The following is a 13,671-nucleotide window of genomic DNA, read 5'->3' on the forward strand; positions in this document are numbered from 1 at the left end:
CGTATTTTCTGGAGATTTGGTTTCACATGCAGGACTTCCTGACTCTACAACCGATTGCTCGCGTTGACGGCACGGTAAACTTACCGGGTTCAAAAAGCGTCTCGAACCGCGCACTCTTGCTGGCCGCGCTGGCAAAGGGCACCACCCGCCTGACTAACTTGCTTGATAGCGATGACGTTAAGCACATGCTGAATGCCCTCAAAGCGCTGGGTGTCAGCTATACGCTCTCAGACGATCGCACCGTATGCGAAGTGGTAGGTAACGCGGGCCCTTTACATGCTGAACAACCGCTTGAGCTGTTTCTCGGTAACGCAGGTACAGCGATGCGACCTTTGGCTGCCGCGCTGTGTTTGGGCGAGCAGTCAATCGTTCTGACTGGCGAGCCACGCATGAAAGAGCGTCCGATTGGTCATCTGGTTGATGCACTGCGTCAGGGCGGAGCAAAGATTGACTATCTCGAACAGACCGATTATCCGCCAGTGCGTCTTAATGGCGGTTTTGTTGGTGGGGAAGTCAGCGTCGATGGCAGTGTATCCAGCCAGTTCCTCACGGCATTGCTAATGACCGCGCCACTGGCGCAGCAAGACACCATCATCACCATAAAAGGCGATCTGGTTTCTAAGCCTTACATTGATATCACCTTGCACCTGATGCGCTGCTTTGGTGTGGATGTTGATAATCAGGACTATCAGCGTTTTGTGGTTAAAGGGCAGCAACAGTACCAGTCTCCGGGCGATTATCTGGTGGAAGGTGATGCGTCTTCTGCATCATACTTCCTCGCTGCCGCTGCCATTAAAGGGGGGACCGTACGTGTAACCGGTATTGGCCGCAACAGCGTGCAGGGCGACATCCGTTTTGCTGATGTGCTGGAAAAGATGGGCGCAGTGATTGAGTGGGGAGATGACTATATCTCTTGCACACGCGGATCGCTGACGGCAATCGATATGGATATGAACCATATTCCGGATGCGGCAATGACAATTGCAACTACTGCACTCTTCGCTCAAGGCACCACGTTGATGCGCAACATCTATAACTGGCGCGTAAAAGAGACCGACCGTCTTGCTGCGATGGCGACTGAGTTACGCAAAGTGGGGGCGGAAGTAGAAGAAGGGCAAGACTTTATTCGTGTCACACCGCCGGCTCAGTTGCAACATGCGGACATCGGTACTTACAACGATCACCGTATGGCAATGTGCTTCGCACTGGTGGCTCTGTCCGATACGCCGGTAACCATCCTTGATCCAGGCTGCACTGCGAAAACCTTCCCGAGCTATTTCCAGCAGTTGGCGAAAATCAGTCATACTTCCTGATCGTCTAACCCGGTGCACAGCGCCGGGTTTCTTTGCTCTCTTCTGGCCTTATCAGGCGGAAATTGTTCTGAATCTGTCTATATTTCTAGCGCTGTCTACGCTAAAGGGTACTAACCCGACGCAGGCAGCGTATAATGCCGCGCAATCCAGGCGGCCTGGAAGGGCTGACAATAAGCACGCAGCAACAGGAGAGAACAATGACGGCAATCGCCCCGGTTATTACCATCGATGGGCCAAGTGGCGCGGGTAAAGGGACTTTATGTAAAGCGATGGCGGAGTCGTTGCAGTGGCACTTACTGGATTCTGGCGCTATTTATCGCGTTTTAGCATTGGCCGCACTTCACCATCAGGTGGATATTGAGTCCGAGGAAGCATTAGTACCGATGGCTGCGCATCTTGATGTGCGTTTTCTATCGGTTGACGGTGAAATGCAGGTGGTTCTTGAAGGTGAAGATGTCACCGGTGAAATCCGCACGCAAGAAGTCAGCAACACCGCATCGCGCGTTGCCGCTTTTCCGCGTGTGCGTGAGGCATTGCTTCGACGCCAACGCGCATTCCGCGAAGAGCCCGGTTTAATCGCCGATGGACGCGATATGGGAACCGTGGTTTTCCCTGATGCGCCAGTGAAAATATTCCTCGACGCTAGCTCGGAAGAGCGTGCGCATCGCCGTATGCTACAGTTGCAGGAGAAAGGCTTTAATGTTAACTTTGATCGCCTTTTATCCGAGATAAAGGAACGCGACGACCGCGATCGTAATCGTGCCATCGCCCCTTTAGTGCCTGCCACAGATGCTCTGGTACTGGATTCAACCAGTATGTCGATTGAGCAAGTGATTGAAAAGGCGCTTGATTATGCTAAGCGTAAGTTGGGCATTTAATCTTTCGGCAACCGAATTGCTGTAACCCTGTACCAAGGACCCGGTGCAGGGCATGTGAAACAACCCCATCCGACAATGAAGTCAGGTGGACGTTAAATTGAAGAATCCTAAGATTATCAATATGACTGAATCTTTTGCTCAACTCTTTGAAGAGTCCCTGAAAGAAATCGAAACCCGTCCGGGTTCCATCGTTCGTGGCGTTGTTGTCTCTATCGACAAAGACGTAGTTCTGGTTGATGCGGGTCTGAAATCTGAATCTGCAATTCCTGCAGAGCAGTTCAAGAACGCAGCCGGCGAACTGGAAATCCAGGTAGGCGACGAAGTTGACGTTGCGCTGGACGCAGTAGAAGACGGCTTCGGTGAAACCCTGCTGTCCCGTGAGAAAGCTAAACGTCACGAAGCTTGGATCACGCTGGAAAAAGCTTACGAAGACGCTGAAACTGTTACCGGTGTTATCAACGGCAAAGTTAAAGGTGGCTTCACAGTTGAGCTGAACGGTATTCGTGCGTTCCTGCCAGGTTCACTGGTAGACGTTCGTCCGGTTCGCGATACTCTGCACCTGGAAGGCAAAGAGCTTGAATTCAAAGTAATCAAGCTTGATCAGAAACGTAACAACGTCGTGGTTTCACGCCGTGCAGTTATCGAATCTGAGAACAGCGCTGAGCGCGATCAGCTGCTGGAAAACCTGCAGGAAGGCATGGAAGTTAAAGGTATCGTTAAGAACCTCACTGACTACGGTGCATTCGTGGATCTGGGCGGCGTTGATGGCCTGCTGCACATTACCGATATGGCTTGGAAACGCGTTAAGCATCCGAGCGAAATCGTCAACGTGGGCGACGAAATCACTGTTAAAGTGCTGAAGTTCGACCGCGAGCGTACCCGTGTATCTCTGGGCCTGAAACAGCTGGGCGAAGATCCTTGGGTTGCTATCGCTAAGCGCTATCCAGAAGGCACTCGCCTGACTGGTCGTGTAACCAACCTGACTGATTACGGCTGCTTCGTAGAAATCGAAGAAGGCGTTGAAGGTCTGGTACACGTTTCAGAAATGGACTGGACCAACAAAAACATCCATCCGTCTAAAGTTGTAAACGTAGGCGATGTGGTTGAAGTAATGGTTCTGGACATCGATGAAGAGCGTCGTCGTATTTCCCTGGGTCTGAAGCAGTGCAAATCTAACCCATGGCAGCTGTTCGCTGAGACCCACAACAAAGGCGATCGCGTTGAAGGTAAAATCAAGTCAATCACTGACTTTGGTATCTTCATCGGCCTGGACGGTGGCATCGACGGTCTGGTTCACCTGTCTGACATCTCCTGGAACGCGACTGGCGAAGAAGCCGTTCGCGAGTACAAAAAAGGCGACGAAATCGCTGCCGTTGTACTGCAGGTTGATGCAGAGCGCGAGCGCATCTCTCTGGGCGTGAAGCAGTTGGCTGAAGATCCATTCAACAACTACATCACCCTGAACAAGAAAGGCGCTATCGTGACTGGTAAAGTCACTGCAGTTGACGCGAAAGGTGCTACAGTAGAACTAGCTGACGGCGTAGAGGGTTACCTGCGCGCTTCTGAAGCTTCTCTGGACCGCATCGAAGACGCAACTCTGGTTCTGAGTGTTGGTGACGACGTTGAAGCTAAATTCACCGGCGTTGACCGTAAGAACCGCGTTGTGAGCCTGTCTGTTCGTGCTAAAGACCAGGCTGATGAGAAAGAAGCTATCAACACTGTTAACACCAAACAGGATGAAGGCAGCAACTTCTCTAGCGCGATGGCTGAAGCGTTCAAAGCGGCTAAAGGCGAGTAATCGACCTAAGGCACCGGACGATGAAAATCGTCCGGTTTCGGTAAAAGCTGTCATACCTTTCCAAATAAGGATTAACCGGAGGTTACATGACCAAGTCAGAACTAATTGAGAGACTTGCTGGCCAGCATACTCATATTCCGGCGAAAGTCGTTGAGGATGCGGTCAAAGAGATGCTTGAGCACATGGCCACTACGTTGGCCCAGGGCGAGCGCATTGAAATCCGGGGATTCGGCAGCTTTTCTTTGCATTACCGTGCACCGCGTACGGGTCGTAACCCGAAAACGGGCGACAAAGTGGATCTGGAAGGTAAATACGTTCCCCACTTTAAGCCGGGCAAAGAATTGCGTGACCGTGCGAACATCTACGGCTAAGCCGTTACCGAACGATAAAAACGACACTTTAGGGTGTCGTTTTTTTTTGTTTAAAGTATGCGGAATTGAGACCTGCTTTCCAAAATGAAGTCTCATCAATGTAATCTCTGCAAAAGTCTCGGAATCCATCGCGACACACTCTCTTTTCAATGAAGTAAATCCCTGCTTTTCTCGGCACACTCTTCCGCCAATGAGGGAGAGTAATGATGCATATGAACTGGATTGTTCTGGCCAGATTGATGATTGCCTCGGCATTGCCGTTGGGCATATTGCCGCACATACCCGCAGCCAACGGAATAGTCATCATGGTTGTATTCGCTGTGGCGCTTGGGTTGATGCCAATCACGTTGCTACGGCTTGCAGGGATTGCTCTCTTAATGTTGGCCTGGACATTGACTGAAGCCCGCCAGATGGTCAATGCCATTGGGGATCTGACTGCCGCCACAATTGAAGCCACTGTACGGGTGACTGAAGTTCGTGAACAGAAGCAGCAATTAACCGTGCAAATCTTGCGTGTCGGTCAGCGTTATCAGTTTCCACCTCTCTTTGTCACGCTCAATAATGCTTCGATGGAGCAACCGTACTGTGCCGGTCAGCGCTGGCAGATGAAACTGCGACTGCGTGCCGTCCACGGCAGATTAAATCAAGGCGAGTTCGATCTGCAGCGCTTTGCCTTGTCTAATCACACGCCGCTGCAAGGGCGCATCATCAGTCAGCAGGTGGATTCGCTAACTTGCAACTGGCGGACGCGTTTAATTAATCATCATCTACCCGCATTCGATACGCTCAAACAACCGGCAATTATGCAGGCTTTAGCGTTTGGTATACGTACCAACATGACTGAAGAACAGCGACAGTTGCTGCGGGAAACAGGTACTGCCCACTTGATGGCAATCTCGGGAATGCATATTGCATTAGCTGCCAGCGTTGGATGGCTGTTGGCGCGTGCTATCCAGGTAATTTTGCCGGGTCATTTGATTGGTCATTTATTTCCGCTGCTGGTTAGTGTTATGACCGCAGCGACTTACACGTGGGTTTCTGGCAGTCATGCACCGGCCCAGCGCGCGATGATCGCGCTCATACTTTGGATAGGGATGCGCAGCGTCGGTTGGCAACTCAGTGGCTGGCAAGTCTGGACGTTATGTATCGGCGCTTTGCTGGTACTGGATCCATTAACTGTGCTGTCAGAAAGCTTTTGGTTGTCGGCACTGGCGGTCGCGATGCTGATTGCCTGGTATCAATGGTTTCCATTACCACATCGCTTTCGCGCAAAGCGTCGATGGCTGTTATTGCAATTGCTACATCTGCAGTTAGGAATGATGATCCTCATGGCTCCACTACAAATCTTCCTGTTTCAGGGAATAAGCCTGAGTGCGTTATTAGCAAATCTGATCGCGGTGCCGGTTGTGTCTTTTGTCACGGTGCCACTGATATTGCTGGCAATGCTATTGCCAGTGCCGCTGATTTCAACGGGATTATGGTCTCTGGCGGATCTTTCCATAAGCAAGGTAATGCTCCTGCTGCAGTGGTTACCCGCTGGCTGGTGGGCATGGAGCGATACGTTACCTGCTATCGTGCTGCTGTGGGTAGGATTAGTTCTCTGGCGCAGCAAGCTGATTTATCGCAGTGTGATGCCGTGTTTTAGCCTGATACTCGCAATCATCCTCTGGCGCAGCGCTGCACAGCGTGATGACTGGCAAATCGACATGATTGATGTGGGGCATGGCCTGGCGATTGCCATTACACAGGGCAATGAAGTGGTGTTATATGACGTTGGACCGGGATGGAAACAGGATGATGCCGGTTCGCGCGTCATTCTGCCATGGTTGCAGTATCACGGCAGAAGCCTCCATTCTTTGATATTAAGCCACAAGCATCTTGATCACCGTGGTGGGCTACACTCATTGCTCAAAGTTAATCCAGCGGTAGCAATTCGTAGTGCCCTGGCGGAAGACGGACACCTGCCATGCTTCCGTGGTCAGCGGTGGGAGTGGGGCAAATTGCAATTTACCGCTTTGTGGCCGCCGGAGAATCAGACCCAGGGACAAAATAACGATTCCTGTGTGGTGCGAGTCGATGACGGGCTCTTCAGCGTGTTACTCACCGGGGATATTGAGTTAGAAGCCGAGAGAAAAATTGTCGCGCTGGAAAAAGAGGCTCTGAACGCGACAATTTTGCAGGTTCCGCACCATGGTAGTCGGACTTCATCAGGCGCATTACTGTTACGTAATGTTGCTGGGAAAGCAGCATTTGCTTCGGTGGCGCGGTATAACGCCTGGCGTATGCCTGCGCCAGCCGTGGTGCAACGCTATCGTCAGCAAGGCTATATGTGGTACGACACGGCACAATCGGGTCAGATTCATGTGGGTATCAGACAAGGTCATTGGCAAATTAAGGGCTTAAGAGAGCAAATAATGCCTCGATGGTACCATCAGTGGTTTGGCGTCAAACGCGATTCCAGGTAGAATGAGCGGCTATTTCAAACAGCGTGAATAAATAATGCATCAAGAAAAAGATCTCTCAACGTGGCAGACATTCCGTCGACTCTGGCCGATGATTGCGCCCCACAAGGCTGGCCTGTATGTGTCAGCGGTGGCGCTGATACTCAATGCGGCAGGCGATACCCTGATGCTCTCTCTGTTGAAACCTTTACTGGATGATGGCTTCGGTAAAGCAGACAGATCCGTAATGCTGTGGATGCCGCTGGTGGTAATTGGCCTGATGCTGGTACGTGGCGTGACCAGCTATATCTCCAGTTACTGCATCTCATGGGTGTCCGGCAACGTGGTCATGAACATGCGTCGCCGCCTGTTCGGCCATATGATGGGCATGCCGGTAACCTTCTTTGATCAGCAATCAACGGGGACGCTGCTGTCACGCATCACCTACGATTCTGAACAGGTGGCCTCTTCCTCTTCCAGTGCACTGGTTACGGTGGTGCGTGAAGGGGCCTCAATTATTGGCCTGTTCATCATGATGTTCTATTACAGCTGGCAGCTGTCTTTGATTCTCATTGTGCTGGCACCGATCGTCTCCTTTGCTATTCGTACTGTTTCCAAACGTTTCCGCAGCATCAGTAAGAACATGCAGAACACCATGGGACAGGTCACCACCAGCGCCGAACAGATGCTAAAAGGGCATAAAGAAGTGCTGATCTTTGGTGGCCAGGAAGTGGAGGCCAAGCGTTTTTCTCAGGTCAGTAACAGGATGCGCCAACAAGGCATGAAACTGGTGTCAGCATCTTCAATCTCTGATCCGGTAATCCAGTTGATTGCCTCGCTGGCACTGGCATTTGTGCTTTATGCCGCCAGTTTCCCAAGCGTGATGGAAACGCTGACAGCCGGTACCATCACCGTGGTCTTCTCATCAATGATCGCCCTGATGCGTCCGCTCAAGTCACTGACCAACGTGAATGCACAGTTCCAGCGCGGTATGGCGGCTTGTCAGACTCTGTTCTCGATTCTTGACAGTGAGCAGGAAGTGGATAACGGCAAGCGTGAAATGGATCGTGCTAAGGGTGATGTGGAATTCCGCAACGTGACCTTTACCTATCCAGGCCGAGAAATTCCTGCGCTGCGTGATATCAACCTGTCGCTGCCTGCCGGTAAAACCGTTGCACTGGTCGGCCGTTCTGGCTCTGGTAAATCCACTATGGCCAGCTTGCTGACGCGCTTCTACGACATTGATAGCGGTGAAATTCTGCTGGATGGCCACGATCTGCGCGAATACACCCTGCGTTCACTGCGTAATCAAGTGGCGTTGGTTTCCCAGAACGTTCATCTCTTCAACGACACCGTCGCCAACAACATTTCTTATGCCCGTAATGGTCAATACACGCGCGAGCAAATCGAGCAGGCTGCGACCATGGCGCATGCAATGGACTTTATCCAGAAGATGGATAATGGCCTTGATACCGTGATAGGTGAGAATGGCGTGCTGCTTTCCGGTGGTCAGCGTCAGCGTATTGCGATTGCGCGTGCGTTACTGCGCGACTGCCCGATTTTGATTCTCGATGAAGCCACATCAGCGCTTGATACCGAATCTGAGCGGGCGATTCAGGCCGCACTTGATGAGTTGCAGAAAAATCGCACCTCACTGGTGATTGCGCATCGTCTGTCGACCATTGAGAAAGCCGATGAGATCGTCGTAGTTGAAGATGGTCGCATTGTCGAACGCGGTACTCACAGCGTGCTGCTTGAACAGAAGGGCGCCTATGCGCAGCTTCACAAACTGCAGTTCGGTCAATGATCGAACGCATCTGGAGCGGGCGTTCGCCGTTATGGCTGCTGCTATGGCCACTGAGCCTGCTTTATGGGGCGATCACCCTATTGATTCGCCTCAGCTTCCAGCGCGGTTGGCGAAAAAGTTGGCGCGCGCCTTGCCCTGTGATTGTGGTGGGGAACCTCACCGCAGGTGGGAATGGTAAAACGCCCGTAGTGATTTGGTTGGTGCAGGCGCTGCAACAACGTGGAGTACGTGCTGGCGTGGTGTCGCGGGGTTACGGCGGAAAAGCTGAACGTTATCCGCTGCTGGTTACCGCTGAAACGCCCACGGCGCAGGCCGGCGATGAACCTGTGCTGATCGCTCAACGCACACAGGTGCCGGTCGCCGTTGCGCCACGGCGGCGTCTGGCGGTAGAAGGCTTGCTCGCTGCGCACGATCTGGATGTGATTATTACCGATGATGGCCTGCAGCATTACGCGCTGCAGCGCGATCGCGAAATCGTGGTGGTGGATGGGATGCGTCGTTTTGGCAATGGCTGGTGGTTACCGGCCGGGCCGATGCGTGAACGCGCCTCACGACTTAGCACCGTAGATGCGGTGATTGTTAACGGCGGCGATGCGCAGGCGGGCGAAATTGCGATGTCATTGCAGCCCGGTCTGGCGGTCAACCTGATCAACGGTGCAAGCGTGGCGTTAGCGCAATTACCGGAAATTGTCGCGATGGCCGGCATTGGTCATCCGCCGCGCTTCTTCAACACGCTTAAGCAGCAAGGCATCAAGCCAGTGGCTGAAATTGCCTTCGCCGATCACCATGCTTACAGCGAAGACGAATTGCGGCGTCTGACTCAGGCAGATCAGTGCTTGCTGATGACGGAAAAAGATGCGGTAAAATGCCGTAGCTTTGCTCGCCCAAACTGGTGGTATTTGCCGGTTGATGCGCATCTGCAAGGCGCGGCGGTGACAACCTTGTTAGACGATATCACCCATCTCTGCACTACCGCGCGCGACGCCCGTTCGCGCTAACCACCGAAAAGGGAATGGAGTTATGAACCTCGTCGCTTCCCTCTCGTTGCAAACTGCTCGTCATCTGCATCTGGCTGCTCAGGGACTATTACGTCCTTTAGGCCGACGTGCGCGCTTTGCCGATATACACGCGACTGTGCGTCAGATGTCTTTGCTGCAAATTGATACCATCAATGTGGTGGCACGCAGTCCTTATCTGGTGCTGTTTAGCCGCCTTGGCGCGTATCAGACCAACTGGCTGGAAGAGGCGCTGGCCTCGGGCGCATTATTTGAATATTGGGCTCATGAAGCCTGTTTTATTCCTTCCGAAGATTACCCGTTGCTGCGCCACCGCATGCTGGAACCGCAGCGACTGGGCTGGAAGTACAACCAGCGGTGGGTTGAGGAACATCAACAGGAAATCACTGACCTTCTGCAACACATCTCCGCCAACGGCCCAGTGCGAGCAGCCGATTTCAGTAATGATAAACAGACCAAACCGGGCTGGTGGGCGTGGAAGCCGCATAAGCGTCATCTGGAGAATTTGTTCAGCGCGGGTCAGTTGATGGTGGTGGAGCGGCGCAACTTCCAGCGGGTTTACGATCTGCACAGCCGCGTGATGCCGGACTGGATTGATGAACGGCATGCGTTAAGTGAAGACGAAGCGGTGATACAGATGCTGAGTCACAGCGCGCGCAGTCTCGGCATTTTCCGTGGCAGTTGGTTAGCCGATTATTACCGGCTCAAACGCGCACCGTTCAAATCATGGCTTGAGGATGCGGCTGCGCGCGGAGAAATTGTGCGTGTTGAGGTCGAGCAACTGGGCGAAATGTGGTTACACCACGCATTATTGCCGCTGCTGGAAAAGCCACTCTCTGCCACGCATACCGCGCTGTTGTCACCCTTTGATCCAGTGGTTTGGGATCGTCGTCGCGCGCTGGAGCTGTTCAATTTTGATTACCGCATTGAGTGCTATACGCCTGCGGAAAAGCGCAAATATGGTTATTTTGTCCTGCCGGTCCTGCATCGCGGATTATTGAAAGCGCGCATTGATGCCAAAATGGAGCGTCAGGCGCAGCAATTAGTGATTCGTGCATTCTGGCTGGAAGAGGGCACACGCATCAGTAACGCTTTCCTTAATGACGTCCAAAAAGCCATTAATCGCTTCGCCGCGTGGCAAGGCGCCAACCAAGTGATTATCGAAAATGCGCCAGCAGAACTGCTGGCTGCCTGGTCAAATCGCTGGTCGATTGGTGAATAAAGCTGCCATTTGTCCGGCTTGAGTGCGTCATTCACGCGCACGCTATTATGCTATGCTACCCGTCTGAATCGGTCCTGAATGGAGAAGATTATGGATCACCGTTTACTCGAAATCGTTGCTTGCCCGGTATGCAACGGAAAACTCTATTTCAACAAAGAGCAGCAAGAGCTGATCTGTAAACCGGATGGCCTGGCTTACCCGGTACGTGACGGTATTCCAGTGCTGCTGGAAGTGGAAGCGCGTACGCTGTCTGTTGAAGAGATTCATCCATGAGTTTTGTTGCCATTATTCCTGCGCGTTATGCTTCAACCCGTCTGCCCGGCAAACCGCTGGTGGATATTCAGGGTAAACCGATGGTGCTGCACGTTATGGAACGCGCCCGTGAATCGGGTGCCGATCGCGTAATTGTCGCCACCGATCATCCGGATGTGGCTGCGGCGGTAACTGCGGCTGGCGGCGAAGTGTGCATGACGCGGGTCGATCATCAGTCCGGAACTGAGCGTTTGGCCGAAGTGATCGAAAAGTATCAGTTTGCCGACGACACGATCATCGTTAACGTGCAGGGCGACGAGCCGATGATCCCGGCGGAGATTGTACGTCAGGTAGCAGGTAATCTGGCGCAATCTGAAGCCGGGATGGCGACGCTGGCGGTGCCGATCACCGATGCAGAAGAAGCCTTTAACCCGAACGCGGTGAAAGTGGTGATGGACGCCAAAGGTTATGCGCTCTACTTCTCACGCGCCACCATTCCCTGGGATCGCGAGCGTTATGCGCGTTCGCGCGAGCAGATTGGCGACACGCTGCTCCGCCACATTGGCATCTACGCCTATCGCGCCGGTTTCATCCGTCGCTACATCGCGTGGGAACCTTGCCCGCTGGAGCACATTGAGTTGCTCGAACAGCTGCGCGTGCTGTGGTACGGTGAAAAGATTCACGTCGCGGTGGCAAAAACTATCCCAAGTGTTGGGGTGGATACGCCGGAAGACCTTGAGCGGGTTCGTCTCGCTATGCAGGGTTAATCTCCGACCGGCCAGCGGCTCTCGCTGGCCTGAAAGTTTGATCTGGCGCTAAGCTTTGCGCCGCCATCACCTCCAGCATATTCCAGCCCTTTGACGTCGGAGGATATTGCATGGAACAGCTCCGTTCAGAACTCGCGTTGGTGCTTGGTGAAAGCATCAGTCGTCTCGAAACCATTAGCGAGCAGGCGCACACGCGGCTGTATGCGCTTTACGATAACGCCGGTAAACCGATGCCGCTGGTGGCAAAGTATTTTCGTCATCAGGGACGCGCTGCGCTGGAAGCTAAAAAACTGACCATGCTCGGCCATGATGGCTTGATCGCCGTGCCTGCCGTGTTTGGTCTGGTGCTTAGCCAGCAAAAGCCGGTACATGAAATGTTGTTGATGGCACGCTTTAACGGTGTATCTGCGGAAGCTCCGGCCCGCAGCGCAGCGCGCTGGGAACAGCTGTGCGAACAGATCGTCGAAGGCGTGCTGGCGTGGCATCGTATTGACAGCCATGGCTTAGTCGGCAGCGTGGACAGCGTGCAGGAGAATAACTGGCCCGCATGGTATCGCCAGCGGGTGGATGTGTTGTGGTCAACGCTGGGTTATTTGTCACCGCCGTTTTTTACACTGGAAGATCGTCAGATTCTGTTTCGCAGCCGTCAGCTATTACCGCGTCTGTTCAACGGATTTGACGATCCCTGCGTATTGATGCACGGCAATCTGCGCTTAGCCAGTATGTTAAAAGACGCGCACAGCGATCAGCTTATTGCCATGATGCAGCCGGGCAACATTCTCTGGGCACCGCGCGAATACGATCTGATGCGCCTGGCGGATAGCGGCGCAGAAGCGTCATTGCTGCAGCACTATCTGCAGCGTGCGCCCGTGGCGGAAGGTTTTCTCTGGCGGCGCTGGTTGTATCAGCTGTGGGATTGCGTCGACACGTTGGTCAGCAGCGGACAGTTTGACCGTCCGCGCTTCGATCACGCCCGCGCGCAATTACTCCCCTGGCTGGGTTGAGGTGAGATCGTCACCGCGCAGCTTCTGCCAGGTTTGTCCCAGCGTTTCATAGATCGCACGCTCACTGTGTGCCAGCCACAGCGGTGACGGAATAACGCGTTCCCACCAGTTTAGCGGCGAGGTCACCGCCAACTGATTTGCCGGTGCGGCCAGCGGATTCATGCCGGCACTTTGAAAGAAATGCATGGCACGCGGCAGATGGTTGGCGGAAGTCACCAGTAAGAACGGGTGTTCACCAATCGTCTGTTTCACCGCGCGTGCTTCACCAATCGTATCCCTTGGTTGATCCAACTGAATAATCGCTTCTTGCGGCACGCCCAGACTTTCCGCCACTTCGGCCGCCACGCTGGCGCTGCTGCGTGGGTTTTCGCCGGCTGCTGCGCCCGTAAAGATCATTTTGGCCTGCGGATAGCGCCGCCACTGACGCACGCCTTCGGCCACACGCGGCAGACTGTTATTAATCAAGTTGGAACTCGGTGCCCAATTCGGATTGAAGGTATAGCCGCCGCCGAGCACCACGATATAATCGACCGGCTCGTTTCCGTTCCAGGTGGGATAATGATTTTCCAGCGGTGACAGCAGGCGATCGGCAACCGGCTGCAGGCTCAAAATCAGCAGCAGCAGCCAGCTGCAAGAGATGAGGATTTTGCCGCTTTTTTGCCAGCGGCTGAACCAGAGCAGCAAAAGTCCTGCCGCCATCAGTAATAACAGCAGCGGCAAGGGAAGCAACATCCCGCCAATGACTTTTTTAAATGCGAAAAACATCGAATAAGGCCTCTTTTGTCCAAAAAAACAGCTGCCA

General features: G+C 53.4%; 12 protein-coding genes. 11 read left to right on the forward strand and 1 reads right to left on the reverse strand.

Annotation, left to right across the window (positions count from 1 at the left end):
* Positions 1–26 precede the first annotated feature (26 nt).
* The 11 genes from aroA to DEU53_RS01745 all read left to right on the forward strand — a co-directional run bounded on the left by aroA (position 27) and on the right by DEU53_RS01745 (position 12,869).
* Positions 27–1,313: a 3-phosphoshikimate 1-carboxyvinyltransferase gene (gene aroA, locus DEU53_RS01695; protein WP_110865843.1), complete on the forward strand. Its 1,287-nt coding sequence runs from the start codon at positions 27–29 to the stop codon at positions 1,311–1,313.
* Positions 1,314–1,510: 197 nt separating this feature from the next.
* Entirely contained in the window at positions 1,511–2,191 is a 681-nt protein-coding gene (cmk, locus tag DEU53_RS01700) for a (d)CMP kinase (protein WP_101760957.1), read from the forward strand.
* A gap of 121 nt (positions 2,192–2,312) precedes the next feature.
* Positions 2,313–3,989: a 30S ribosomal protein S1 gene (rpsA, locus tag DEU53_RS01705; RefSeq protein WP_052025984.1), complete on the forward strand. Its 1,677-nt coding sequence runs from the start codon at positions 2,313–2,315 to the stop codon at positions 3,987–3,989.
* Positions 3,990–4,075: 86 nt separating this feature from the next.
* Positions 4,076–4,360, forward strand: a complete 285-nt coding sequence (ihfB, locus tag DEU53_RS01710; protein WP_003849360.1) for an integration host factor subunit beta — start codon at positions 4,076–4,078, stop codon at positions 4,358–4,360.
* 206 nt (positions 4,361–4,566) lie between these two features.
* The gene (locus DEU53_RS01715; RefSeq protein WP_110866430.1) at positions 4,567–6,825 is read left to right on the forward strand and encodes a DNA internalization-related competence protein ComEC/Rec2; all 2,259 of its coding nucleotides are present in this window, start codon (positions 4,567–4,569) and stop codon (positions 6,823–6,825) included.
* A gap of 34 nt (positions 6,826–6,859) precedes the next feature.
* A complete protein-coding gene (msbA, locus tag DEU53_RS01720) occupies positions 6,860–8,608 on the forward strand; it encodes a lipid A ABC transporter ATP-binding protein/permease MsbA (RefSeq protein WP_110865844.1) in 1,749 nt (582 codons plus the stop codon).
* On the forward strand, positions 8,605–9,606 hold the full coding sequence (lpxK, locus tag DEU53_RS01725; RefSeq protein ID WP_110865845.1) for a tetraacyldisaccharide 4'-kinase: 1,002 nt from the start codon (positions 8,605–8,607) through the stop codon (positions 9,604–9,606). The genes msbA and lpxK overlap by 4 nt, the downstream gene beginning before the upstream one ends.
* A gap of 22 nt (positions 9,607–9,628) precedes the next feature.
* Positions 9,629–10,846 carry a winged helix-turn-helix domain-containing protein gene (locus tag DEU53_RS01730; protein ID WP_110865846.1) on the forward strand — a complete coding sequence of 406 codons (1,218 nt, stop codon included), beginning with the start codon at positions 9,629–9,631 and terminating at the stop codon, positions 10,844–10,846.
* A 90-nt stretch (positions 10,847–10,936) separates the two neighbouring features.
* Positions 10,937–11,119 (forward strand): Trm112 family protein, encoded by a 183-nt coding sequence (locus DEU53_RS01735; RefSeq protein ID WP_007887424.1) that lies wholly within the window; start codon positions 10,937–10,939, stop codon positions 11,117–11,119.
* The gene (gene kdsB / locus DEU53_RS01740; protein WP_049851021.1) at positions 11,116–11,865 is read left to right on the forward strand and encodes a 3-deoxy-manno-octulosonate cytidylyltransferase; all 750 of its coding nucleotides are present in this window, start codon (positions 11,116–11,118) and stop codon (positions 11,863–11,865) included. Before DEU53_RS01735 ends, kdsB begins: the two co-directional genes overlap by 4 nt.
* Positions 11,866–11,975: 110 nt before the next feature.
* Positions 11,976–12,869: a YcbJ family phosphotransferase gene (locus DEU53_RS01745; RefSeq protein WP_101760952.1), complete on the forward strand. Its 894-nt coding sequence runs from the start codon at positions 11,976–11,978 to the stop codon at positions 12,867–12,869.
* On the opposite strand, the gene elyC is transcribed toward DEU53_RS01745, so the two are convergent.
* On the reverse strand, positions 12,849–13,634 hold the full coding sequence (elyC, locus tag DEU53_RS01750) for an envelope biogenesis factor ElyC (protein ID WP_110865847.1): 786 nt from the start codon (positions 13,632–13,634) through the stop codon (positions 12,849–12,851). The genes DEU53_RS01745 and elyC overlap by 21 nt on opposite strands.
* Positions 13,635–13,671 lie beyond the last annotated feature (37 nt).

The organism is Pantoea sp. AG1095, from assembly GCF_003208415.1.
Classification (GTDB): Bacteria; Pseudomonadota; Gammaproteobacteria; order Enterobacterales; family Enterobacteriaceae; genus Pantoea; species Pantoea leporis.